The organism is Dokdonella sp., from assembly GCF_017744955.1.
Taxonomy (GTDB): Bacteria; Pseudomonadota; Gammaproteobacteria; order Xanthomonadales; family Rhodanobacteraceae; genus Dokdonella_A.
Map to the genome: position 1 here is coordinate 177,593 of NZ_JAGIAG010000004.1, position 25,241 is coordinate 202,833.

18 protein-coding genes, 1 tRNA gene and 1 pseudogene are annotated in these 25,241 nt (G+C 69.7%); 14 read left to right on the forward strand and 6 right to left on the reverse strand.

Translation table 11 applies throughout. The features are described from left to right. Window positions 1-99: 99 nt before the first annotated feature. The 4 genes and pseudogenes from J7520_RS11345 to pbpC form a co-directional block, all read left to right on the forward strand. Window positions 100-5,055 carry an alpha-2-macroglobulin gene (locus J7520_RS11345; protein ID WP_291188255.1) on the forward strand — a complete coding sequence of 1,652 codons (4,956 nt, stop codon included), beginning with the start codon at window positions 100-102 and terminating at the stop codon, window positions 5,053-5,055. A 265-nt stretch (window positions 5,056-5,320) separates the two neighbouring features. Further along, the gene (locus J7520_RS11350) at window positions 5,321-5,731 is read left to right on the forward strand and encodes a hypothetical protein (protein ID WP_291188258.1); all 411 of its coding nucleotides are present in this window, start codon (window positions 5,321-5,323) and stop codon (window positions 5,729-5,731) included. Next, window positions 5,721-7,220, forward strand: coding sequence for a PA domain-containing protein (locus J7520_RS11355; protein WP_291188261.1), 1,500 nt, complete (start codon window positions 5,721-5,723; stop codon window positions 7,218-7,220). The genes J7520_RS11350 and J7520_RS11355 overlap by 11 nt, the downstream gene beginning before the upstream one ends. A 302-nt stretch (window positions 7,221-7,522) precedes the next feature. Continuing rightward, window positions 7,523-9,820, forward strand: a pseudogene (gene pbpC, locus J7520_RS11360) (penicillin-binding protein 1C); the annotation flags it as partial. A 148-nt stretch (window positions 9,821-9,968) separates the two neighbouring features. Here the strand turns inward: pbpC and J7520_RS11365 are convergent. Beyond that, window positions 9,969-11,300 carry a hypothetical protein gene (locus tag J7520_RS11365; protein WP_291188264.1) on the reverse strand — a complete coding sequence of 444 codons (1,332 nt, stop codon included), beginning with the start codon at window positions 11,298-11,300 and terminating at the stop codon, window positions 9,969-9,971. A gap of 244 nt (window positions 11,301-11,544) precedes the next feature. Between J7520_RS11365 and J7520_RS11370 the strand changes: the two genes are divergently transcribed. Together J7520_RS11370 and J7520_RS11375 are read left to right on the forward strand one after the other, a co-directional pair. Further along, window positions 11,545-12,483, forward strand: a complete 939-nt coding sequence (locus J7520_RS11370; protein ID WP_291188267.1) for an aminotransferase class IV — start codon at window positions 11,545-11,547, stop codon at window positions 12,481-12,483. After that, a complete protein-coding gene (locus J7520_RS11375) occupies window positions 12,480-13,235 on the forward strand; it encodes a hypothetical protein (protein WP_291188270.1) in 756 nt (251 codons plus the stop codon). Before J7520_RS11370 ends, J7520_RS11375 begins: the two co-directional genes overlap by 4 nt. 3 nt (window positions 13,236-13,238) lie before the next feature. Here J7520_RS11375 and J7520_RS11380 read toward each other — a convergent pair whose 3' ends face one another. Genes J7520_RS11380 through folP form a run of 3 tightly spaced genes read right to left on the reverse strand, consistent with a single transcriptional unit; the run spans window position 13,239 to window position 16,138 of the window. Further along, window positions 13,239-13,880, reverse strand: a complete 642-nt coding sequence (locus J7520_RS11380) for a response regulator transcription factor (protein WP_291188272.1) — start codon at window positions 13,878-13,880, stop codon at window positions 13,239-13,241. Next, window positions 13,877-15,211, reverse strand: coding sequence for a sensor histidine kinase (locus J7520_RS11385; protein ID WP_291188276.1), 1,335 nt, complete (start codon window positions 15,209-15,211; stop codon window positions 13,877-13,879). Before J7520_RS11385 ends, J7520_RS11380 begins: the two co-directional genes overlap by 4 nt. A 36-nt stretch (window positions 15,212-15,247) precedes the next feature. Next, a complete protein-coding gene (folP, locus tag J7520_RS11390) occupies window positions 15,248-16,138 on the reverse strand; it encodes a dihydropteroate synthase (protein WP_291188279.1) in 891 nt (296 codons plus the stop codon). A 296-nt stretch (window positions 16,139-16,434) separates the two neighbouring features. Here folP and J7520_RS11395 point away from each other — a divergent pair, with 296 nt between their 5' ends. From J7520_RS11395 to J7520_RS11410, 4 genes are all read left to right on the forward strand, one after another. Next, window positions 16,435-17,208 (forward strand): SDR family oxidoreductase, encoded by a 774-nt coding sequence (locus J7520_RS11395; protein WP_291188281.1) that lies wholly within the window; start codon window positions 16,435-16,437, stop codon window positions 17,206-17,208. 56 nt (window positions 17,209-17,264) lie between these two features. Then, window positions 17,265-18,641 carry an aldehyde dehydrogenase family protein gene (locus J7520_RS11400; RefSeq protein ID WP_291188284.1) on the forward strand — a complete coding sequence of 459 codons (1,377 nt, stop codon included), beginning with the start codon at window positions 17,265-17,267 and terminating at the stop codon, window positions 18,639-18,641. Between the two features lie 116 nt (window positions 18,642-18,757). After that, window positions 18,758-19,081 carry a nuclear transport factor 2 family protein gene (locus J7520_RS11405; protein WP_291188287.1) on the forward strand — a complete coding sequence of 108 codons (324 nt, stop codon included), beginning with the start codon at window positions 18,758-18,760 and terminating at the stop codon, window positions 19,079-19,081. Between the two features lie 26 nt (window positions 19,082-19,107). Beyond that, window positions 19,108-20,019, forward strand: a complete 912-nt coding sequence (locus J7520_RS11410; protein WP_291188290.1) for a LysR family transcriptional regulator — start codon at window positions 19,108-19,110, stop codon at window positions 20,017-20,019. A gap of 51 nt (window positions 20,020-20,070) precedes the next feature. Here the strand turns inward: J7520_RS11410 and ftsH are convergent, their stop codons facing one another. Together ftsH and rlmE are read right to left on the reverse strand one after the other, a co-directional pair. Further along, window positions 20,071-22,005, reverse strand: a complete 1,935-nt coding sequence (ftsH, locus tag J7520_RS11415; protein ID WP_291188293.1) for an ATP-dependent zinc metalloprotease FtsH — start codon at window positions 22,003-22,005, stop codon at window positions 20,071-20,073. Between the two features lie 62 nt (window positions 22,006-22,067). Then, window positions 22,068-22,688, reverse strand: coding sequence for a 23S rRNA (uridine(2552)-2'-O)-methyltransferase RlmE (gene rlmE / locus J7520_RS11420; protein WP_291188297.1), 621 nt, complete (start codon window positions 22,686-22,688; stop codon window positions 22,068-22,070). 103 nt (window positions 22,689-22,791) lie between these two features. Between rlmE and yhbY the strand changes: the two genes are divergently transcribed. From yhbY to J7520_RS11440, 4 genes are all read left to right on the forward strand, one after another. After that, the gene (yhbY, locus tag J7520_RS11425; RefSeq protein WP_291188301.1) at window positions 22,792-23,088 is read left to right on the forward strand and encodes a ribosome assembly RNA-binding protein YhbY; all 297 of its coding nucleotides are present in this window, start codon (window positions 22,792-22,794) and stop codon (window positions 23,086-23,088) included. 7 nt (window positions 23,089-23,095) lie between these two features. Further along, window positions 23,096-23,473, forward strand: coding sequence for an Mth938-like domain-containing protein (locus tag J7520_RS11430; protein ID WP_291188304.1), 378 nt, complete (start codon window positions 23,096-23,098; stop codon window positions 23,471-23,473). A gap of 176 nt (window positions 23,474-23,649) precedes the next feature. Then, window positions 23,650-23,740, forward strand: a tRNA-Ser gene (locus J7520_RS11435). A 239-nt stretch (window positions 23,741-23,979) separates the two neighbouring features. Then, the gene (locus J7520_RS11440; RefSeq protein ID WP_291188307.1) at window positions 23,980-25,224 is read left to right on the forward strand and encodes a DUF4010 domain-containing protein; all 1,245 of its coding nucleotides are present in this window, start codon (window positions 23,980-23,982) and stop codon (window positions 25,222-25,224) included. Window positions 25,225-25,241 lie beyond the last annotated feature (17 nt).

The following is a 25,241-nucleotide window of genomic DNA, read 5'->3' on the forward strand; positions in this document are numbered from 1 at the left end:
GGTCCGCCGCCGCCGTGACACGAGCCCGTCGTCCCCCGCCCGCAGACCGCCACAATCGGACCGCTATACTTTCCCGGTCAATTCGCTGGGGAGTACACAATGGAACTGCGTTCGCCCGCACGTCTGCTGCGGCATGTCGCCCTCGTCCTGCTGCTCGCGCTGACGGCCTGCCATCGGCAGAGCGACGGCGTGCCCGACGTACAGGGCAAGAAGCCCGTCGCCGCCGAACCTGCGCAGAAGGCCGAGCAGCCGCAAGGCTTCGCGCTGACCTCCGCGCGGCCGGAGCAGTACCAGGGCCAGCTGATGATCGCGCTGGAGTTCTCGCAGCCGCTGGTCGGCACGCAGGCGTTCGACACGCTGATCGCGGTCACCGACGCCAGCGGCGGCGCCGTGCACGACAGCTGGGCGCTGGACGAGGACGGCAGGACGCTGCGCCTGCCGTACGTGAAGGCGGACCAGAACTACAGCGTGCGCGTCAAGGGCGAACTCGCCGCGGCCGACGGCAAGACGCTCGGCAGCGAAGTGGCCAAGGAGGTCTACACCGGACCGATGCAGCCGGCGGTCGGCTTCGCCTCGCAGGGCAGCGTGCTGCCGGCGCGCGAGACGCGCGGCCTGCCGGTGGTGTCGGTCAACGTCAAGGAAGTCGACGTCGAGTTCCTGCGCGTGCACGACAAGGAACTGGCGAACTTCTTCGCCGCTTACCAGAAGAACGGCAAGCGCAGCAGCTACGAGCTCGACGCGAGCTACTGGTACAACCGCGCCGGCAAGCCGGTCGCGCAGATCGCCGAATCGGTCTACTCGAACCGCTTCGCGCTGAGCGGCAAGGAGAACGAGCGCACGCTGAACTACCTGCCGACGCAGAACATCGCCGAGCTGTCCCAGCCGGGCCTGTACTTCGCCGTGATGAAGCGTGCCGGCAGTTTCGATTCGGAATACGAGACCAGCTTCTTCTTCGTCAGCGACATCGGCGTGCACACGCGCGCCTACGAGGACGCGCTGTTCGTGCACACCGCCTCGCTGAAGACCGGCGAGCCGCTGGCCGGTGTCGAACTGAGCATCCTCGACGCCAAGGGCGAGACCGTCGTCACTGGCAAGAGCGGCGCCGACGGCAACGCGCAGCTCGCCTACGCGCTGAAGGCCGACCAGGTGCTGGTCGCGCGCAGCGGCAAGGACGTCTCACTGCTGCCGTTCAACCAGCCGGCGCTGGACCTGTCCGACTTCGCCGTGGCCGGCCGCAAGCAGACCTGGTTCGAGGTGTTCGGCTGGTCCGACCGCGACCTCTACCGCCCCGGCGAGACGATCCGCCTGTCCGCCCTGCTGCGCGACCATGACGGCAACGCGATCAAGCCGCAGCCGCTGTTCGTGACCTTGAAGCAGCCGGACGGCCGGCCGTACGCGCAGGCGCAGCTCGATCCGAAGGATCTGAACTATTTCGAATGGTCGAAGGAGATTCCGGTCGACGCACCGACCGGCCGCTGGCAGGTCGAATTCCGCACCGACCCGAAGTCGACCGAAGCCGCGCAAGGACTCACCTTCCGCATCGAGGAATTCCTGCCCGAACGCCTCAAGCTCGATCTGGCCACCCAGCAGGACACGCTCAAGCCCGGCGAAGCGCTCAAGCTCGACGTCGAAGGCGACTACCTCTACGGCGCGCCCGCCTCCGGCAACCGCTTCACAGCGCGGCTGACGCTGGCCGCCGACCAGCATCCGGTCGACGCGCACAAGGACTACTACTTCGGCGATCCGGCCGTCGAATTGCCGAAGGAAGCCAAGGACGTCGCCGACGAAGCGCTCGACGAGCACGGCAAGCTCGCGCTCGAAGTCGAACTCGCCGACGCGGCCAAGGCCGGCGCGCCGGTGGCGGCGATCGTCGCCGGCAGCGTCTACGAGAGCGGCGGCCGCACGGTCACACGTAGCGTCAAGCGCACGGTGTGGCCGGCCGAGGCGCTGGTCGGCGTGCGCCCGCTGTTCGACCTCAAGGACGGCTCGGACGCGCGCGCGCGCGCCGGCTTCGAGCTGATCCGCAGCGACGCGAAGGGCGAACTGCTCGCCGGGCAGAAACTGAAGCTGACCCTGGTGCGCGAACATCGCGACTACCGCTGGACCTTCGACAACGGCACCGGCTGGCATTTCGACTACACCGACCGCTACGAGAACACCGAGACGCGCGAACTCGACGTCGAAGCCGGCAAGTCGCTGAAGTTCGACGTACCGGTCGAATGGGGCAACTACCGCGTCGAGATCCTCGACCCGGCCACCGGCCTGACCACGCGCCTGCCGTTCTTCGCCGGCTGGAGCTGGAACGACGACAACCGCGGCAAGGAAGCGCGCCCGGACAAGATCAAGCTGGCGCTGGACAAGCCGAGCTACCGCGCCGGCGACACGCTGAAGGTGACGGTGACGCCGCCGCAGGCCGGCCCGGGCCTGCTGATCGTCGAATCCGATCATCTGCTCTACACCAGGAACATCGACGCCAAGCCCGGCGCGACCTACGAGATTCCCGTCACCGAGGACTGGGAGCGCCACGACGTGTACGTCACCGCCGTGGTGTTCCGCGGCGGCTCGGCGGTCGAGAAGATCACGCCGGCGCGCGCCGTCGGCGAGGCGTTCGTGGCCATGGACCGCAGCGCACGCAAGATCGAGGTCGCCGTCGATGCGCCGAAGCAGATGAAGCCGGAGACCGATCTGCCGGTCACGGTGAAGGCGCCGGCGCTGGCCGGCAAGAAGGCCTACGTGACCGTGTCCGCGGTCGACGTCGGCATCCTCAACATCACGCGCTTCGCGCGCCCCGACGCGAACGCCTGGTTCTTCGCGCAGCGCGCGCTCGGCGTCGACGCCTACGACCTCTACGGCCGCGTCATCGAGAGCTTCGACGGCGTCGCCGCCAAGCTGCGCTACGGCGGCGACATGGCGCTGGCGTCGCTGCCGCAGGCACGCCGACCGACCGCGAAGGTGCTGACGGTGGACCTGTTCTCCGGCGTGGTCGCGCTCGACGCGAAGGGCGAGGCCGAGGTCCGGCTTGCGATGCCGGACTTCAACGGCACCGTGCGCGTGACCGCGCTGGTGTTCGGCGAGAACCAGTACGGCGGCACCGATACCGAGACGATCGTGCGCGCGCCGCTGGTCGCCGAGATCTCCACGCCGCGCGTGCTCGCTCCCGGCGACCAGAGCGCGCTGACGCTGGACCTGCAGAACTTCTCCGGCAATGAACGCGAGTTCGCGGTCAAGGTCGCCGCGGAGCGGCCGCTGTCGGTCGCGCAGGGCGAGCGCAAGGTCAAGCTCGCCGACGGCGCCAAGACCACGCTGAACTTCCCGCTGACCGCGCTCGACGGCTACGGCGTCGGCAAGATCAACGTCACCGCCGCCGGCGGCGACATCAAGATCGATCGCCATTTCGAGATGGTCGTGCGCGCGGCCTGGCCGAGTGTGCTGCGCTCGACGCCGCGTACGCTGGACAAGCTCGAACCGGTGGTGCTCGGCGGCGAGGCGATCGACGGCCTGCTCGCCGATTCGGTCAACGCGCGCATGACCATCTCCAGCCTGCCGCCGCTGCCGTTCGCGGCGGCGCTGAAGGATCTGCTGAAGTATCCGTACGGCTGCATCGAACAGACCACCAGCAAGGGCTTCGCCGCGCTGCTGCTCGACGAGCAGACCGCCGCCAACCTGCACGTCGACGGCCTGCCGGCGGAGCAGCGCAAGGCGCGCGTCGACGGCGCGATCGGGCGCATCGCCTCGATGCAGATTCCGTCCGGGCACTACTCGATGTGGGGCGGCGACAGCTACGTCAACGAGTACCTCACGCCGTACGTGGTCGAGTTCCTCGAGGACGCGCGCGACGACGGCTTCCTGGTTCCCGACGACCTGTTGCAGAAGTCGCTCAAGCGCCTCAACGACGACCTGCTGTCCGGCGGCCATCCGTACTACAACTACGAGCACAGCGACCATCTGCGCTTCGCCGACCAGGCGCATTCCGGGTTCGTGCTCGCGCGCGTCAACCGCGCTCCGCTCGGCACGCTGCGCGCGCTGTTCGACAACGACCGCGGCAAGTCGATCACCGCCCTGCCGCTGGTCCATCTCGGCATCGCGCTGAAGCTGATGGGCGACCAGCCGCGCGCGGAGAAGGCGATCGAGGAAGCGTTCGCGAAGAAGATCCAGCGTCCGTGGTATCTCGGCGACTACGGTTCGGACCTGCGCGACACCGCGCTGATGATCGCGCTGGTGCATCGCTACGGCCTGTCCAAGCCGGAGTACGACGGCCGCGTGTTCGACCTCGCGCGCACGCTGACCAACGAGCAGCGCCAGGCCGACGACGACCAGCGCCGCTACGGCTGGCGATCGCTCTACCTCAGCACGCAGGAGCAGATCGCGATCGCGCGGCTCGGCAAGACGCTGATCAAGGACGGCGACAAGGTCGTCGCCGGCACGCTGGCGATCGGCGCGAACTCGACCGAGATCAGTCCGGAGCGCCTGTGGAGCCGCTCCTTCAGCGGCGCCGAGGCCGCCGCCGGCGTGCGCTTCACGCCGCAGGGCGACCTGCCGCTGTACGTCAGCACCGACGTCGCCGGCGTTCCGAAGACCGCACCGGCGGCGAACGACCGCTACGTCGCGATCCAGCGCCGCTACTACACGCTGGACGGCAAGCCGTGGGAGCCCAAGCCGCTGAAGGAAGGCGACAGCCTGATCGTCGGCCTCAAGCTCGAGGCGCGCGAGGCGATGCCGGACGCGCTGCTGGTCGACCTGCTGCCCGGCGGCCTGGAGATCGAGAACTTCAACCTGACCGACGCCAAGCAGTGGGCCGACGTGGTCGTCGACGGCATCACCATCACCGATCGCGCGCAGGCCGCCGACGTGCGCCACGAGGAATTCCGCGACGACCGCTACGTCGCCGCGCTCAGGCTCGACAAGGGTCAGAAGGCGAACGTGTTCTATCTCGTCCGTGCGGTCTCGCCGGGCACGTTCCAGGTGCCGCCGCCGCTGGTCGAGGACATGTACAAGCCGGAAGTGCGCGGCATCGGCAAGAGCGTGCCGGAATCGGTGAAGGTGGTCGAACCGTAGGATCGCGGGACGGGTGCGAACCCGTCCCGCCGCGACGGGCGCGCGGAGGTTCCGCGCGCCCGCAACGACGCCCGGCACTCCCCTCGCCGTGCGGCGTGCACGGCGCTCCGCAGGGCTTCGGCGTCACGCGTTCGCGACCGCCGAAGACTGGACAAATGGGCCGTTTCGATCAGGGCCGGGACGTACGTTGGCGGGTTTCCGCTACGGTACGGCCGATGCGCTGCCGGACATCGAGCGCATGCCGTCCGTCCATAGGGAGATATCCATGTTCACGTTGAAGCATCTGGGCACCAGCGTGCTCGGCATGACGCTCGCCGCATCCGCGTACGCGGATGCGCAGCAGGTGTCGGGCAAGAACGAAGAAGCGGCCGCGCAGCCTGCCGCGCAGTCGGCGATGCGCGCCTACGTCGACCCGGAAACCGGAAGGCTGGTCGACCGGCCGGTGACGCCGGAGCAGAAGCGCGCCGCCGCAGACGCGCTCGCGCCCAACACCGCCAAGGTCACCAAGATCCAGCACGCCAACGGCATGCGCGAATACGACCTCAACGGCCGCGCCGACGAAGCGCTGGTCGCCACGGTGCGCCCGGACGGCTCGCTCGAATACCGCTGCGTCGGGCACGACGTTCCCGTCGGCCAGCCGCACGCGCTGAAGCCGGAGGTGCGCGATGACCGCTAAGCTCCTGCAGCGCACCGTACTCGGCCTGCTCGCCTGCGCCGCGGCGACCAACGCGTCCGCCGTCGCGACGATCACCATCATCAACACCGACGGTGCCGGCGAAGGCTTCAACGATCCGGCCGTGCCGGCCGCGGATGCCGGTTGCCAATCCGGCGAAACGCTCGGCCAATGCCGCCTGCGCGTGTTCAACGTCGCCGCCGCGCAATGGGGACAGCTGCTCGACTCGGACGTCACGATCACCGTCAACGCGGCGATGAATCCGCTGACCTGCGCCGGCAGTTCCGCCACGCTGGGCTCGGCCGGACCACTGAGCGCGTTCGCCGACTTCCCCAACGCGCCCAAGCCCGCCACTGCCTACCAGGCCGCGCTGGCCAACTCGCTCGCCGGCGAGGACCTCGCCCCGACCACCAGCGACATCCGCGCCCAGTTCAACGTCAGCATGGACAACGGCACCTGCCTCAACGGCACCGCCGGCTGGTGGTACGACACCAATCCGAACACGCCGCGCCCGGCGAACCGCACCCCGCTGCTGCCGGTGGTGTTCCACGAGATCGGCCACGGCCTCGGCTTCACCTCGCTGTACGACAACGCGGACGGCACCCAGCTCACCGACGACACGCCGATCTGGGGCTACTACCTGTACGACGAGGAGACGCACAAGTACTGGAAGGACATGACCGATGCCGAGCGCAACGTGTCGAAGATCAACGATCCGCACCTGGTCTGGGCCGGCACGCGCACGAACAAGCAGTCGCCGAAGTTCCTCGGGCCGCCGGCGAAGCTGATCGTCAACTCGCCGGCCGGCATCGCCGGCAACTACGACGCGCAGACGGCCGAGTTCGGCGCCAACGTCGCGACGCATCCGGCCACCGGCGACGTCGTCTACGTCGACGACGGCGTCGTCGGCGCGGTCGACGCGGACCATCCGACCGCCGGCACCGTCAACGACGGCTGCGAGACGCCGTTCGCCAACGCGGCCGCGGTGGCCGGCAAGATCGCGCTGGTCGATCGCGGCTACTGCAACTTCACCCTCAAGGCGAAGAACGCGCAGCTCGCCGGCGCGATCGGCGTGATCGTCGCCAACAACGCGGCCAGCGGCCTGCCCGGCATGGGCGGCAGCGACGCCTCGATCACGATCCCGTCGCTCGGCGTCGCGCAGGCGACCGGCACCTCGATCAAGGCGAACCTGGCGAGCCCGGGCGTCAATGCGACGCTCGGCACGGAAATCGGCGCGCCGCTGGCCGGCACGCAGTCGGGCTGCATCCGCCTGAATGCGCCGGACCCGGTGGTGCTCGGCTCGTCGGTGTCGCACTTCACCGCCGATGCGTTCCCGAACCTGCTGATGGAGCCGGCGCTGAACACGACCATCTTCGACAAGGTCGACCTGACGCTGCCGCTGTTCCAGGACATCGGCTGGCACACCGGCGTGGAAAACATCCTGTTCCTCGACGGCTTCGATCCGAACCCCTGCCCGTTCGTACAGCCGTGACATGAGCCCAGGCAGCGGCGCGCGACGCGCCGCTGCCGAAGGCGGCGTCCGCTTCGGCGCTGCCGGCTGCGTGACGCAAGCTCGGGACGGCACGCCGCCCAGGCGTGTCGTCCGCGCCATCCGCCACATCGAATTCATTGGCCGGCCGCGCGCCGGCCGCAACGGCGCGGCATCATTGCCGCATGACCCTTGCCTCGCACGATCCGTCCTCGGCGCCATCGGACCGGAACGACGCCCCGCCCGCGCAGCCGCGCAGGAAGTCCGTCCTTCGCCGCCGGCTCGAACGAGCCGCCGCCGCCGTCCTCGTGCTGCTTGCGCTCGCGCTGCTGCTCGATCGCCTGTTTCCGCTGCCGCTGCCGGACGCAGACGGCGGCAGCACCGTCGTGCTCGCGCGCGACGGCTCGCCGCTGCGCGCGTTTCCGGATCGCGACGGCGTCTGGCGCTATCCGGTGCGGATCGACGAGGTCTCACCGCTCTACGTCGAAGCGCTGCTGACCTACGAGGACCGCTGGTTCCGCCGCCACCCCGGCATCAATCCGCTGGCGCTGGCGCGTGCGCTCGGCCAATGGGTCGTGCATCGGCGCCTGGTCTCCGGCGGCTCGACGCTGACGATGCAGGTCGCGCGCATCCTCGACGGCACGCCGCACAGCATGGCCGGCAAGCTGCGCCAGATCCTGCGCGCGCTGCAGCTCGAGGCGCACCTGTCCAAGGACGAGATCCTCGCGCTCTATCTCGAGCGCGCGCCGTTCGGCGGCACCATCGAGGGTGTCGAAGCGGCGTCGTGGGCCTACCTCGGCAAGCCGGCCTCGAAGCTGTCACGCGCCGAGGCGGCCCTGCTCGCCGTGCTGCCGCAGGCGCCGAGCCGGCTGCGCCCGGATCGCAACGCCGACGCCGCGCGCAAGGCGCGCGACAAGGTGCTCGCGCGCATGGCCGAACTCGGCGTGTGGTCGCCGGCCGAAGTGCACGACGCGCAGATCGAATCGGTCGCCGCGCGCGCGCTGCAACCGCCGCTGTCGGCCGCCCTGCTGGCCGAACGGCTGCGCGCGGAACGCCCGGCGCAGCGGCGCATCGCGACGACCATCGACGCCGGCCTGCAGCGCGCGCTCGAAGCGCGCGTCGGCGACTACCTGGGGCGCCTGCCCGAGCGCACCTCGGCCGCCCTGCTCGTCGTCGACAACGTCTCGCTGGAAGCGCGCGCCTACGTCGGCTCGGCGGTGTTCGGCGACGAGCAGCGGCTCGGCCACGTCGACATGGTGCGCGCGTGGCGCTCGCCGGGATCGACGCTGAAGCCGTTCCTGTACGGCCTCGCGCTCGACGACGGCTTGATCGACTCGGAGAGCCTGCTGATCGACGCGCCGCAATCGTTCGGCGGCTATCGGCCCGGCAATTTCGATCTCGCCTACAACGGCCCGATCGGCGCCGCCGAAGCGCTGCGCCTGTCGCTGAACGTGCCGGCGGTCGACCTGCTCGACCGCGTCGGCGCGGCGCGCTTCGCCGGACGCCTGGCGAACGCCGGCCTGCGCCTGCGCCTGCCGCGCGGCGCCGAGCCGAACCTGTCGCTGATCCTCGGCGGCGCCGGCGCGCGCATGGAGGACCTGGTCGGCGCCTACGCCGCGCTGAACCGCGGCGGCGTCGCCGGACGCGTGCGCTACGCCGCCGACGACGCCGCGATCGACCGCCGGCTGCTCTCCGACGGCGCGGCCTGGATCGTGCGCGACGTGCTCGAAGCCAATCCGCGTCCGGGCTACGCACCCGGCACCTTCGACCCCGGCTCGCGACCGCGCGTGGCGTGGAAGACCGGCACCAGCTATGGCTTCCGCGACGCCTGGGCCGTCGGCGCGACGCGCGCGTACACCGTCGCGGTGTGGATCGGCCGTCCCGATGGCACGCCGCTGCCGGGCCAGTACGGCGCGGTCACCGCGCTGCCGCTGATGTTCCAGGTCGTCGACAGCCTGCCGCGCAGCACGCTGTCGGCCACGCCGCAACCGCCGCCGCCGAGCGTGACCGAAGCGGAGGTCTGCTGGCCGCTCGGCCTCGCCTTCGACGCCGCGCGCGCCGACCTGTGCCACCAGAAGCGCACCGCCTGGGTGTTGAACGGCGTGATCCCGCCGACCCTGCCCGAGCGCGACGCGACCAGCTGGAGCGCGGGCCTGGTGCATCTGCGCGTCGACGCCGACAGCGGTGCGCGCCTGAGCGCGACGTGCGCGAGGAAGCACGTGCGCGAAATGGACGTCGCGCGCTGGCCCTCGCTGGCCTATCCGTGGTTGCCGCGCGACCTGCGCCGTCGCGCCAGCCTGCCGCCGCTCGCCCCCGGCTGCGCCGACGACGGCCTCGACGCGAGCCAATCCTTGCGCATCGACGGCCTCGCCGAAGGCGCCGCGATCGCGCGCGCCCCCAACAGCGACAAGCCCGCCTCCGTGCGCCTGCGCGTGCTCGGCGGCGGCGGCGACGTGCTGTGGCTGGTCAACGGCCGGCTCGAAGGCAGCACGCAAGGTGGGCAATCGTTCGAATACGCCTTCACCGATACGGGCGCCCAGACCGTGACCGCGCTGACGTCGGCCGGCGCCTACGCGCAGCTCAACTTGCGCGTATTGCGCTGACGCTGCGGACCGGGAGTCCCGTCATTCCCGCGAGCGCGGATCCGCGGGCGCCGCGCGAATTGCGAACGCGACGTCATGCACGCAATTGCGGGCATGACGTCGGGATGTCCGCGGGCGCTTCCGCAACGGATACGCCGGACGCAGCGCGTCAGATGACGCCCAGCTGCCGCAGCCGCTTCAGTTCGCGACGCACGCCGTCGAGCCCGCGCTCGCCGTAGACGATGCCGAGCCGCTCGGCGCTGAGGTACGCCAAGGCCGGATTGCGGAACGCGGTGTTGTAGCGCGTGGTCTCGGCGGCGGCGTAGCCGAACTCCGGCGCCAGCTGCGCGAGCACGACGGCGACCGTGGACACCACCGGGCCGGAATAGGTGTAGTCGGCATCGGACAGGTTGTGCAGCACGTACTCGGCGCGCAGGTTGGTCTGCCCCGCCGCGTTCAGGTCGACGTCGCCGAGCCGGCCGATCGGCGGCAGGCGCAGGCGGCCTTCGCCGTCGGGCGCGAGATAGCCGGCGGCGACCGCATCGACGCGCGCGATGATCGCCGCCGCGCGCAGCCAGTTCACGACCTTGTATTCGTTGCCGTAGGTCGGCGCCGAATGCGCGCTGGCCTGCGCGATCACCAGCAGCGGCGGTAGGCCGCGCGCCATCGCCTCGGCGATGCTGAGCACGTGATGGCCGCCGGTGCGCGAGTCGCCGCCGGCGCCCCAGGCGTCGGTCGCGCCATTGCCGCCGAAGTTGAATTCGGCGAACTCGCTGCCGTCGGCGTTCCACTGGAACACGATGGTCTTGGCCCAGTCGTGCCAGATCGGCGCGGCGACGATGGTGTCGCCGTCGATCGCGAGGTCGCCGGTGTTCGGATGCCAGTGCTGTCCGGCGGCATCGGGATCGACCTGCGGCAAACCGCGGAACGCGGTGAAGCCGTACACCGATTGGTACTGCTCGGCCAGGTGCACGTCGGAGACGCCATTGTTCGCCTCGTGCACCGGCAGGCCGCCGGGATAGGAATGATGTCCGCCGTACGCGCTGCCCGGCGCGGAACGGAACGGCTGCGGCAACTGCGGACAGGACGAGGATTCGTTCAGCACCGGCGGAAAGATCGCCGCGCGCAGGCCGCCCGGAAACGTCGCGGCATCGTCGACCTTGACCAGGCCGGCGTCGACGAGCTGCGCGACGACGGCGTCCTTGGCCGCATCGGACGCGAGACCGACGCGATGCCGCACGCAGGTGCGCGGATTGGTCAGGATGTCCAGCGTTTCGCGGCGCACGGCCGGCTGGCGGATCTTGTACGCCTGCTCGATCAGGAACTGGTGCGCCGAACGCACCAGCGGCGAGCGATCGGCGAGCCGCACGGCATCGGCATTCCCCTGGCCGGGCACAGTCTGGTCGGCGGCGAGCGCCGGCAGCGCCGCGACGAGACCGGCGAACAGCGCGACGAGCGTCAGACGCGGATGGACGGACGAGCGAAAGCAGCGAGCGAACATGCGAAAGTCTCCGGCTTCAGGGGACGCGCATCGTCGGACTTGCACGTGACGCGCACGTGACCTGGCGGGGGAGGAGCTTTGGACGCGGATTGAACGGATGGATGCGGATAGAGCATTGATTTGTTCATTGGCCTTATCCGCGTCGATCCGCGCAAATCAGCGTCAAAGATCTCCGAACCCACATCTCGCCCCACCAGCCGAATCGCCTATGCTGCGCGCTTCGATCCTTGCCGAGGTGGCGCCGATGGCCCAGAGCATCCACGAGTTCGCCGACGATCCGCGCAATCGCGACATCCGCATCTACGTCAACGGCGAGATGAAACCGCGCGAGCAGGCGGTCGTGTCGGTGTTCGACTCCGGCTTCGTGCTCGGCGACGGCGTGTGGGAAGGCCTGCGCGTGATCGACGGCCATCCGGCTTTCCTCGACGCGCACCTGGACCGCCTCTACGAAGGCGCGAAGACGATCGCGCTCGACGTCGGGCTCGATCGTGCGGCGCTGACGCAGGCGATCTACGCGACGCTGGCCGCCAACGACATGCGCGACGGCGTGCACCTGCGCCTGATGGTCACGCGCGGGGTCAAGCGCACGCCGTACCAGGATCCGCGCGTGGTGATCGGGCCCGCGACGATCGTGATCATTCCGGAGTTCAAGAACCCGCTGCCGGCCACCGTCGAGCGCGGCCTGACGCTGTTCACCGTGCACGTGCGCCGCGGCTATCCGGACGTGCAGGACAACAAGCTCAACAGCCACAGCAAGCTCAACTGCATCACCGCCTGCATCCAGGCCTATACCGCGGGCGCCGACGAGGGACTGATGCTCGATCCGCACGGCTTCGTCGCGACCTGCAACTCGACGCATTTCTTCATCGTGCGCAAGGGCGAGGTGTGGACCTCGACAGGCCAGTACTGTCTCGGCGGCATCACGCGCGCGAACGTGCTCGCGGTGTGCCGCGAGGCCGGCATCCCGGCGTTCGAGAAATCCTTCAGCCTGACCGACGTCTACGGCGCCGACGAGGCGTTCTGCACCGGCACCTTCGCCGGTGTGGTGCCGGTGCGCGAAGTCGACGGCCGCGTCATGGGCGACGGCCGGCGCGGACCGATGGTCGAGCGCCTGCAGGCGCTGTATCGCGCCTTCGCCGCGCGCGACGTCGCCGCGCGGGCGGCGAAAGGAGCGCCGGCGTGAGCGCGCCCGTGCGAGCCGCGCCGCTGCGCATCGCCATGTGGTCCGGGCCGCGCAACATCTCCACCGCGATGATGCGCGCCTGGGAGAACCGCGGCGACTGCACTGTCGCCGACGAGCCGCTGTACGCGCACTACCTCGCGCACACCGGCATCGACCATCCGATGCGCGAGGAAGTGATCGCCGCCGGCGAGACCGACTGGCGCAAGGTCACGACCGCGCTCGCCGGCGCGATTCCGGACGACCGGCCGATCTGGTACCAGAAGCACATGAGCCATCATCTGCTCGCGCACATCGGGCACGACTGGATCCACGGGCTGGCCAACGCGTTCCTGATCCGCGATCCGGCGCAGGTCGCGCACTCCTACGTGAAGGCGCGCGCCGACATCTGCGCCAACGACATCGGCCTGCCGCAGGAAGTACGCCTTTTCGACGAGCTCGCCGAGCGCAGCGGCGCGGCGCCGCCGGTGATCGATGCCGACGACTTCCTGCGTGCGCCCGCAGCGCATCTGCGCGCGCTCTGCGCGCACTTCGGCATCCCGTTCACCGAGCGCATGCTGCAGTGGCCGGCCGGGCCGCGCGCCAGCGACGGCGTATGGGCACCGCACTGGTACGCGGCGGTGTGGCGTTCGACCGGTTTCGAAGCGCCGCGCGAGTATCCGCACGAGCTGCACGGCGAAGCCGCCCGCGTCGCCGACGAATGCCGGCCGCTGTACGAGCACCTGCATCGTCATCGACTGCGCGTAGACGCCTGAGCGTCAGGCCTCGATCAAACCGTTGCGCAGTGCGATCAGGGTCAGCTCGGCCTGGTTGCCGGCGCCGAGTTTCTGCTTGATGTGGTAGAGGTGCGTGCCGACGGTGTTCGGCGACAGCTTCAGCACCTCGGCGATGCGGTTCACCGACTGCCCGCGCGCGAGCTGGATGAACACGGCGAACTCGCGCTCGGACAGGGCATCGACCGCGCCGCCGAGATCCTGCTGCGCCAGGCAGCGCGCGATCTCGGCGTCGAGATACAGGCGTCCGGCGGCGACCGCGCGCACGGCTTCGATCAATGCCTCCGGCGCGCCGCGCTTGGACAGATAGCCGAGCGCGCCGGCCTTGAGCACGCGCTTGGGATGCGCGCCGTCCTGGTGCGCGGACAGCACCAGCACGCGCGCCGAGCGGTCGCGCGCCAGCAGGCGGCGCACGGTCTCGATGCCGCCCATGCCGGGCATCGACAGGTCCATGACGACCACGTCGGGCCGCACCGCAGCGTAGTTCTGGTAGGCGAGCTCACCGCTGTCGGCTTCGAACACGACCTCGACGTCGCCGCTCGCGGCGAGCAGCATGCGGAAGCCGACGCGCACGACCGCATGGTCGTCGACCAGCATCACGCGGATCTTCGGATCGGCCGCGTTCATGCCAGCGGCAGCCGTGCGCGCACGCGTACGCCGCCTCCGTCGCGATCGGCGACCTCGACCGCCCCGCCGAGCGCCTGCGCGCGTTCGTCCATGCCGCGCACGCCGTAGTGGCCCGGGCGTCGCCAATCCGCGGCGAGGCCGCGGCCGTCGTCGCTCACTTCGACCTCCAACGCGCCTTCGACGAAGCCGACCGAAATGTCGATGCGCTGCGCCTGCGCGTGGCGCAGCGCATTGGTCACCGCCTCCTGCACGATGCGGTACGCCGCCAGCACGTGGTTCTCGCCGAGCGACTCCGGCAGGTCGCCGCCGGCGAACGCGAACGTCACCCGTGGCTGCTCGCGACGCCAGGCGACCAGTGCGTCCTCGATCGCGGCGGCGAGGTCGCGCGCGTCGAGGCTCGGCGGCCGCAGGCGCGGAATCAGCGCGTGGGTCGCGTCGTACAGGCGGGCGGCGGTGTCGGCGATCAGTTGCGCCGCCTCGCGCGCGGACGGATCGCCGGCGCGCTGCAGCAGCACCTGCGCGAGGCTGCGGATCGCGGTGATGCCCTGCCCCGTTTCGTCGTGCAGCTCGCGCGCGATCTGGCGGCGCTCGTCCTCGACCCGGCTCTGCACCGCGGCCGCCAGCTCGCGGCTCTGCTGCAGACGCAAGGTCGCCTCGATCGCCTCGCGTCGCGCATCGAGGTTGTCCTCGATCGCCTGCGCGCTGCGGTTGAACGCGCGCGCGATCGAAGCGGCCTCGGCACCGGCGAACTCCGGCAGGCGCGTGTGGTACGCGCCGGCCTGCATGTCCTCCAGGCCGCGCACGATGCTCCGGAACGGCCGCGTCATGCGCCGCACCAGCCAGAACACGAGCAGGTTGCCGAGCAGCATCGCGAACGCGCCGACTTGCAGCAGGCGCAGCGTGTCGTCCCAGCCGTCGAGCACGGCGCGCGAGGCGTTCGACTCGATCTCCAGCACGCTGTCGGCGAAACGCAGCTCCTTGCGCATCGGCTGCGGCGCGACCAGCGCGGCGTACCACGCCGGCGCGTCGCGCCCGGCCTTGTACGGCGACGGCGGCGAGTGGTAGACGGCGGTGCCGTCGGCATCGCGCAGCACGATCTCGGTCGAGCGCACGCGGCCGAGACGCTCGAGCGAATGCAGCACGATCGGCCGGCTGGTCTGCGCGTAGGTCTCGACGAAGTATTCCAGCAGCTGCGTGGCGACCTTGTTCGCCGCCTCGGTCTCCTCGCGCACGCTGCGGCGCGTGTCGATCACCTTGAAGGCGAGCACGACCGCGGTGAAGACGGCGATCAGGCTCGCCACCAGCAGGTTGAGCTGCAGGCGCATGCTCATGTGCGCGAAGTCGGCGCGGCGGCGCGCGGATGCAGGCTAGTCATCGTCCCAGAGCGAGACTTTCTTCGCCGCGGGCGGCTTCGGCGCGGCGTCGCCCTCCGCCACCGCCTGCCAGACCGCCAGCGCGTCACGCGTGATCGCGACGTCGTGCACGCGCACGATCGCCGCGCCGCGCTGCACGGCGATCAGCGCCGCCGCGGCGGAACCGGCGGCGCGGTCGGCGCTGTCCTGGTGCCCGGTCAGCGTGCCGATCATCGACTTGCGCGACAGTCCGGCCATCACCGGCGCGAGTTCGGAGAAGCGCGCCAGCGCGCGCAGCAGAGCCAGATTGTGCTGCAGCGTCTTGCCGAAGCCGAAGCCCGGATCGACCAGGATCTTCTTCTTGTCGATGCCGGCCATCTGGCAGGCGAACAGGCGCTCGGCGAGGAAGCGATGCACCTCGCCGACGACGTCGTCGTAGCGCGGATCGTCCTGCATCGTGCGCGGCTCGCCGAGCATGTGCATCAGGCACACCGGCACGCCGAGTTCGGCGGCGGCGTCGAGCGCGCCTTCGCCGCGCAGCGCACGCACATCGTTGATCAGGCCGGCGCCGGCCGCGACCGCGGCGCGCATAACCTCGGGCTTGCCGGTGTCGATCGAGATCGGCACCGACGTACGCCGCGCCAGTTCGGCGATCACCGGCACCACGCGCGCGATCTCGTCCGCCACGGAGACCTCGTCGGCGCCCGGCCGCGTGGATTCGCCGCCGACGTCGAGCAGGTCGGCGCCTTGCTCGACCAGCTTCAGCCCGTGCTCGACCGCCTGCCGCGGATCGAGGAAGCGGCCGCCGTCGGAGAACGAATCGGGCGTGACGTTGACGATGCCGCAGAGGCGCGGCCGGTCGAGCACGAGCGTGCGGCCGTTGCAGTCCAGCGTCGCGGCGATCACGGTTTCGCCACCACGGCGGCGGCGGCAAGCGCGGCTTTGCAGGGCATCGGTCGCATTCCTCGGAGGACAGGCGCGCATGGTACACAAGCGTCGTCCTGCACGATTCCCGCAACGGGAACGTCGACCGCGCCCGGAACGCCGATTGTTTTACAAATCTAGACAATTCATCCAGGCCGCGCGCGTATATCCGCCCGCGCGGCGCTCCTAGACTTGGGTCGACGCTCACCGCCGCCGTGTCACGACGCCGGCGTGCTGCGCGAAGTTTCGAAACGCCAAAACGACCCGAGGAGATTGCGATGACCGACCATTCCATCCAAGGCAAGACCGTACTGATCGCCGGCGGCGCGAAGAATCTGGGCGGCCTGATCGCCCGCGATCTCGCCGCGCACGGCGCCAAGGCCGTCGCGATCCACTACAACAGCGCCGCCAGCAAGGCCGATGCGGACGCGACCGTCGCGGCGATCGAGGCCGCCGGCGCGAACGCCGCGGCGTTCCAGGGCAACCTGACCACCGCCGCGGCGGTGGAGAAGCTCTTCGCCGACGTCGTCGCCAAGCTCGGCCGGCCGGACATCGCGATCAACACGGTCGGCAAGGTGCTGAAGAAGCCCTTCGTCGAGATCAGCGAAGCCGAGTACGACGAAATGACCGCGGTGAACTCGAAGTGCGCGTTCTTCTTCCTCAAGGAAGCCGGCAAGCACGTCGCCGACAACGGCAAGATCTGCACCCTGGTCACCTCCCTGCTCGGCGCGTACACGCCGTTCTACGCGGCCTATGCCGGCACCAAGGCGCCGGTCGAGCACTTCACGCGCGCGGCGTCGAAGGAATTCGGCGAGCGCGGCATCTCGGTGACCGCGATCGGCCCGGGACCGATGGACACGCCGTTCTTCTATCCGGCCGAGGGCGCCGATGCGGTGGCCTATCACAAGTCCGCCGCGGCCTTGTCGAAGTTCACGCCGACCGGTCTGACCCACATCGAGGACATCGCGCCGTGGGTGCGCTTCCTGGTCTCCGACGGCTGGTGGATGACCGGACAGACGATCCTGATCAACGGCGGCTACACGACGAAGTAAAACGACCTGCGGTGCGGGTCGCCACGGCCCGCACCGCGCCTCACGGGAGTGCCGCGATGGACAACCGGTTCGGGTCTCTTTTCGAGGCGCAGAAGGCGCGCTTCTTCTCCGACGCCACCAAATCCTACGAGTGGCGCATCGACCAGCTCGATCGCATGCAGCGCCTGCTGCTGGAGAATCGGGACGCGTTCTGCGCCGCTCTGTACCAGGATTTCGGCAAGCCGCCGTTCGAGCAGTTGTTCGAGATCACGGTGCCGACCGGCGTCATCAAGTACTACCGCGAGAACCTGAAAGAACTGATGGCGCCGCAACCGGTGGAGATTCCGAAGGGACTCGAGGCGACCGGCAATCGCGGCGTCGTCTACAAGGAACCCTACGGCGTCACCCTCGTCATCGGGCCGTTCAACGCGCCGGTCCTGCTGCTGCTCGATCCGGCCATCGCCGCGCTGGCCGCCGGCAATCCGGTGATCCTGAAACCGGCCAATACCACGCCGGCGACGGCGGCGCTGTTCCAGAAGCTCGTGCCGCAGTACTTCGATCCGCGCGACGTCGCCGTCGTCACCGGCGGACGCGAGGAGATCGGCGAACTGCTGAAGCTGCCGTTCGACTTCATCTTCTTCACCGGCAGCTCCGCGGTCGGCAAGGTCGTCATGCGCGCCGCCGCGGAGAACCTGACGCCGGTCGTCCTCGAACTCGGCGGGCAGAACCCGACGATCGTCGACGAGACCGCCAACCTCGACATCGCGGTGGACCGCATCGCCTGGGGCCACAACGCGATCTCCGGGCAGTGGTGCATCGCGCCCGGCTACGTCTGCGTGCACGAGAGCGTGGCCGACGAGTTCGTCGCCAAGCTGAAGGCGTCGATCGTCCGGATGTACGGCGAGGATCCGCAGCACAGTCCCGATTTCGCGCGCATGATCAGCGAGCACGACGTCGAGCGCGTCGTCTCCTATCTCCTTCCGGAAAAGATCGTGCTCGGCGGGCGCTACGACGTCGCCGCGCGCTACGTCGAGCCGACCCTGCTCTATCCATCGGCCTGGGACGATCCGGCGATGCAGCAGGAAATCTTCGGCCCGGTGCTGCCGATCCTGCCGTATCGCGACCTCGCCGACCTCGTCGCGACGATCAAGCGGCGGCCGAAACCATTGGCCGCCTACGTCTTCAGCAAGAACCCGCGCGCCGTCGACTTCGTGCTCGGCAGCCTGTCCTTCGGCGGCGGCTGCGTGAACCAGACCAACCTGCACTGCTGGATCGACAGCCTGCCGTTCGGCGGCGTCGGGTACAGCGGCATGGGCAAGTACTACGGCAAGGCCGGCTTCGACGCGCTGAGCAACACCAAGGCGATGCTGATCGGCAATCCGGACCTGCCGCTCGACGTGTTCCCGCCCTACGCCGGCAAGGACATCGCCGCCAGCCTGGCGCTGTTCCAATGAGCCGCGCGCGCGTCCGCCTGTCTGCAACCCTGTTCGCGCTGTCGCTGTGCGGCGGCGTGCCACCGGGCACCGCCTGCGCCGCGGCCGCCCCTGCCGTCGAATCTGGAGAGCGAGCCATGTCCGAACTTCCCACCCCCGTCGCCAAGCTGGTCGCCGCCGTCGCGGCCGGCGACACCGAGGCCTTCCTGGCGTTGTTCCCGGCCGACGGCGTGGTCGACGACTGGGGCCGCCGCTTCAACGGCCACGCGGCGATCCGCACCTGGAGCGACAAGGAATTCATAGGCGCGAAGGGCGTGCTGACGCCGCGCAAGGTCAGCCGCAGCGGCGACACCGTCACCGTCGACGCCGGCTGGAAGAGCGAGTACTACAGCGGCGACTCCCGCTTCGTCTTCGTGCTGGACGGCGAGGCGATCCGCGAGATGCGCATCACCGGCCACTGAGGCGGCGGCTCCGCTCCGCTCGCGCCATGGACAAACTCGATCGCTATCGCGTCTTCGTGCACGTCGCCGAAATGGGCAGCTTCACCGCCGCGGCGAACGCGCTCGACCTGCCGCGCGCGTCGGTGTCGGCGGCGCTGCAGCGGCTGGAGGCCGACATCGGCACCCGCCTGCTGCACCGGACCACGCGCCGCGTGCGCCTGACCGCCGACGGCACCCAACTGCTCGAACGCGTGCGTCCGCTGCTGGCCGAAGCGGAGGACATCGACCAGTTGTTCCAGGCGCGCCAGCGCCAGGTCTCCGGACGCCTGCACGTGGACGTGCCGAGCCGCGTCGCGCGGCGCCTGATCGCGCCGGCCCTGCCTGGCCTGCTGCGCCGCTATCCGCGCCTGCAGCTCAAGCTCGGCTCGACCGACCGCATGATCGACCTCGTGCGCGAAGGCGTCGACTGCGCGATCCGCGTCGGCCATCTGCACGACAGCAGCCTGGTGGTGCGGCCGCTCGGCCATCTCGCGCTGGTCAATTGCGCGAGTCCGGCTTACTTGCGCGAACACGGCGTGCCGGAACAGCTCGACGACCTGACCGAAGGACATTGGTCGGTCGGCTACGCCTCACCGACCACCGGGCGCGAACTGGTATGGGAATGCGATGCGCAAGGCGCGCGCACGCTGCGGCTGCCGAGCCGGGTCGTCGTCAACAACGCCGAAAGCTACATCGCCTGCTGCAGCGCCGGGCTGGGACTGATCCAGGTGCCGCGCTACGACGTGCAGCACCTGCTCGATTCGGGCGAACTGGTCGAGGTGCTGCCGCTGCACCGGGCCGGCGCGATGGCGATCTCGGCGCTGTATCCGCACCGCCGCCAACCGTCACGTCGCCTGTCGGCGTTCATCGAATGGTTCGGGCTGCTGATCCGGCCGCACCTGGAAGCGCCGACCGCATGACGAAGCGGCCGGCATGAAGCCGGCCGCGAAGGGATCGAATCGGAACGGAACTCAGAGCCGTTCGCGCGGCTGTACCGCCGGCCCGCCGATCGGGCTTTCGCCGCGCGTGCCGCCGCCGTCGTTCGAACGCGGCGGACGACCGCCGCCCTGCCAGTCCTTCGGCGGGCCGGGCACGCGCCCGTCCATGATCGCGGCGATCTGCTCGCGGTCGATCGTCTCGTACTGCAGCAGCGCCTGCGCCATCGCCTCGAGCTTGTCGTTGTGGCTGACCAGGATGTCCTTGGCGCGGCCGTAGGCGCGGTCGATGACGCCGCGCACGACTTCGTCGATCTTGCGCGCGGTCTCCTCGGAGACGTGCTTGTGCTGCGTGACCGAGCGGCCGAGGAAGACCTCGTCCTCCTCGTCGGTGTAGGTCATCGGGCCGAGCTCTTCCGACAGGCCGTACTTGGTGACCATGTCGCGCGCGAGCTGGGTCGCGCGCTGGATGTCGTTCGAGGCGCCGGTGGTGACCTTGTCCTCGCCGAAAATCAGCTCTTCCGCGACGCGCCCGCCGTACAAGCTGGCCAGGCGGCTCTCCAGCGAGCTCTTGGAGTGGCTGTAGCGATCCTGCTCGGGCAGGAACATCGTCACGCCGAGCGCGCGGCCGCGCGGAATGATCGTGACCTTGTGCACCGGATCGTGCTCGGGCACCGACAGGCCGACGATCGCGTGACCGGCCTCGTGGTAGGCGGTCAGCTTCTTCTCGTCGTCGCTCATGATCATCGAGCGGCGCTCGGCGCCCATCATGATCTTGTCCTTGGCGCGCTCGAAGTGGTCCATGCGCACGTCGCGCGAGTTCTCGCGCGCGGCGAACAGCGCCGCTTCGTTGACCAGGTTGGCGAGGTCGGCGCCGGAGAAGCCCGGCGTGCCGCGCGCGATCGTCAGCGGCTCGACGTCGGAGGCGACCGGCACCTTGCGCATGTGGACTTTCAGGATCTGCTCGCGGCCCTTGAGGTCCGGCAACGGCACGACGACCTGGCGGTCGAAGCGGCCCGGACGCAGCAGCGCCGGGTCGAGCACGTCCGGACGGTTGGTCGCGGCGATGACGATCACGCCCTCGCTGCCCTCGAAGCCGTCCATCTCGACCAGCAGCTGATTCAGCGTCTGCTCGCGCTCGTCGTGACCGCCGCCGAGACCGGCGCCGCGATGGCGGCCGACCGCGTCGATTTCGTCGATGAAGATGATGCACGGCGCGTGCTTCTTCGCCTGCTCGAACATGTCGCGCACGCGCGCGGCGCCGACGCCGACGAACATCTCGACGAAATCGGAACCGGAGATCGAGAAGAACGGCACCTTCGCCTCGCCGGCGATCGCCTTGGCGAGCAGGGTCTTGCCGGTGCCCGGCGAGCCGACCATCAGCACGCCGCGCGGAATCTTGCCGCCGAGCTTGGTGAACTTGGACGGATCGCGCAGGAACTCGACCAGCTCGGAGACTTCCTCCTTCGCCTCGTCGCAGCCGGCGACGTCGGCGAAGGTGACCTTGACCTGGTCCTCGCCCTGCAGCTTGGCGCGCGAGCGGCCGAACGACATCGCGCCGCGCCCGCCGGCGCCGGCCTGCATCTGGCGCATGAAATAGATGAGCAGGCCGATGAAGATCAGGATCGGCACCCAGTCGAGCAGGATGCGCCACAGCGGCATCACGTTGTCGACCGGCGTCTGGCGCACCTCGACGTTCGACTTCGACAGGAGGTCGAGCAGCTGACGATTGCCTTCGATCGGCACGATCGTCGACACGGTGCTGCCGTCCTTCAGCTTGGCGGTCGCCTTCGACGGCAGTTCCGCGGTGAACGTGACCGAGGCGATGCCGCCGTTGGAGACCTGCTGCGTGAAGTCCGAATACGACACGTCCGAAGGCGGCGCCGTGCGCGGATTGAAACTCTGGAACACCGTCAGCAGGACGATCGCGATGACCACCCAGAGCAGCAGATTTTTCACCATGTCGTTCATGGAATACGCCCGATCGTCTTACTCAAGTCACTCGATGGAACCGCTGTACCCGACTTCAGCCGCTAGCTGCGTTTGCCCACCGCCAGCGCGTACACCTCGGAGCTGCGCGCCCGCGAGGCCTTCGGCTTGCGGATGCTGACGCGCTCGTAGCCTGCACGCAAGCGCCTTACGAAATCGTCAAAACCCTCGCCCTGGAACACCTTGGTCAGGAAGGAGCCGCCCTTGCGCAGGTGCGCAGCGGCGAATTCCTCGGCCAGTTCGACCAGATGCATCGAACGCGGCTGGTCCACGGCGGTCATGCCGCTGAGATTGGGGGCCATGTCGGAAAGCACAAGATCGACCTCGGCGCCGCCAAGCGCTTGTTTCAATTGTTCCAAAACCGACTCTTCACGGAAGTCGCCGTGGATGAACTCGACCCCGCCGATGCCCTGCATCGGCAGGATGTCGAGCGCGATCACACGCCCCGTCTCGCCGAGCCGCTCGCGCGCGACCTGCGACCAGCCGCCCGGTGCCGCGCCGAGGTCGACGATGACCATGCCCGGCTTGAGCAGGCGGTCGCGCTCGATCAGCTCCTCCAGCTTGAACACCGCGCGCGAGCGCCAGCCCTCGGCCTGGGCGCGCTTCACGTAGGGATCGCTGAAATGCTCCTGCAGCCAGCGGCTGCTGGATTTGCTGCGCGCCATGGCTCGAACGCATTCCCCGCGGTGGTCGGACGAAATAGCCGGGCATGATACCCTGCACGACCCGCGGCGCCCCGTGCCGTCCGTCTCCATTCAGTTTCCGCTCATGCCCCTGTCCGCCTCCCAGAAGCGTTACCTGCGCGGTTTCGCGCACGATTTGAAGCCGGTGATTCTGGTCGGCCAGAAAGGTGTCACGCCGGCGCTGCTGGCCGAGTTCGACGGCGCGCTGGCGCATCACGAGCTGATCAAGGTCAAGCTGGCCGACGACGAGCGCGACTCGCGCACGGCGTCGATCGAGGCGATCCGTGCGCATTCCGGCGCCGAGCTGGTGCAGACGATCGGCAAGGTCGCCTGCTTCTACAAGCGCAACCCGGACAAGGCGCAGTTCACCCTGCCGAAGTAGTCGCGTCGTGCAGTTCACGCAAGAACTCCCCGAAGGCTATCTCTTCTTCCGCGCCTGCGCGGCGGATGCGGTGACGGTGGTCGACCGCACGCTGACGAAGAGTTTCCTGCTCGCGCCGGACCGGCTGGTCGAAGACTGGCCGGTCGAGCGCGCCGACCGGTTCGACGCCGCGGCGGCCGAGGCGATCGCCGCGCTCGAACCGGAGGTCGTCCTGCTCGGCACCGGCCAGCGCCAGGTGTTCCCGCCGCGCGAGGGACTGGTCGCCCTGCTGCGCCGGCGCATCGGCGTCGAAGTCATGGACAACGCCGCCGCCTGCCGCACCTACAACCTGCTCGCCGGCGAAGGCCGGCGCGTGGTCGCGGCGATCATGCTCGGCGGTTCCTGAAGCCGCAGCGCCGCCGCTCCGCGCCACCGTCCCGATCCGCGAAGCGATATTCGATTGCCGGTTGTGTCGCGTCGCGCCAGGCAATATCATGCGCGGCTCGCTGATCGCACGGGGCCTTCGCACCCGGCCAGCGGAACGCCGACGGACTCGCCACAGCCGACGGCCAGCAACGAAACGGAGAGGTGGCAGAGTGGTCGAATGCGCCGGATTCGAAATCCGGTTTACGGTTATGCCGTAACGTGGGTTCGAATCCCACCCTCTCCGCCAGCCATTCGCAACCAATCCACTGTCCGAAGTCGGGCGTCGCGCGCTGAAGAGTTCACGCCGGCCCACTTCCCATGCGTGGTGTTCCCCGTGACCGTGTCGCCGCATGGCGGGCGCGCAGGCGTCGTGCGCGTCCTTCGCCGCTCTCGCGGCCTGCCCGGCGCAGCACGCGCACATCCTCCTCTCGGTGCATTCTTCACATTGCTATTCTCGGCGCAGGTCGGCGCAGACGGGGGACTCCAGTGGAATTCGACGGCGCGTCCTTATCGGGTTTTCTCGCCGCGATCGGCGGCGGCCTGCTGGTCGGCGTGGAACGCGAGCGCAGCCAAGCGGCCAGCGCAGCCGGGGCGGCCGCCGGCGTGCGCACGTTCACCCTCGCGGGCCTGCTCGGCGCCGTCGGCTCCCTGCTCGGCGCGGTGGCGCTGGCGATCGCCGGCGTCGCGATCGTCGCGCTGGCCCTGTCCAGCTACCAGCTCAGCCGCCGGCACGATCCGGGGCTGACCAGCGAACTCGCCCTCGTCGCGACCTTCCTGCTCGGTGCGCTGGCGCTCGCCGCGCCGCAGGTCGCCGCGGCGCTGTTCGTCGCCATGGCCGCCTTGCTGGCGAGCAAGCAGACGCTGCACCGGTTCACGCATCAGGTGCTCGGCGACGCGGAGCTGGCCGACCTGCTGCTGCTCGCGGCCTCCGTGCTGATCGTTCTGCCGTTGCTGCCGGACCGCACCTTCGGTCCGTTCGACGTGCTCAATCCGCGCAAGCTGTGGCTGCTCGTCGTGCTGGTGATGGCGATCAACGCGGCCGGCTACGTCGCGCTGCGCGCGATCGGCGGCAATCGCGGCATGCTGCTGGCGGGCTTGCTCGGCGGGTTCGTGTCGAGCACGGCCACGATCGGCGGCATGGGCCAGCGCGCCCGCGCGATGCCGACGCTGCGGCGCTCGGCCGTCGCCGCGGCGCTGCTGTCCAATGTCGCGACGGTGATCCAGCTCGCGCTGATCCTCGCCGCACTGTCGCCGCCGCTGCTGCGTGCGTTCGCGCCGCCGCTGCTCGCCGCCGGCGTGGTCGCCGCAGTGGTCGCGCTGCTGTTCGCGCTGCGCGCGCGCGGCAACTCCGGGGAAGCGTTGCCGCCGATCGGCAGCACGCGACCGTTCGATCTCGGCCACGCGCTGCTGTTCGCCGCGATCGTCGCCGTCGCGCTGTTCGCCGCCGCCGCGCTCAAGCACTGGATCGGCGACGGTGGCGTGCTCGCCGCAGCCGCCGCGAGCGGCCTCGCCGACGTCCACGCGGCGGCGGTGTCGATCGGCCAACTGACGGCGACGAACACCCTCGCCGTGCCCGAGGCGACCCTGGCCCTGGCGATCGCCTTCATCACCAATTCCGTCATGAAATGCGTGGCCGCGCTCGGTGGCGGCTTCGCCTACGCGCGCTCGATCCTGCTCGGCGTCGCGCTGATCGACGTCGCCGTGATCGCGGCGCTGCTGTTGTGGCGATGACGACGCGCCGGCAGCGC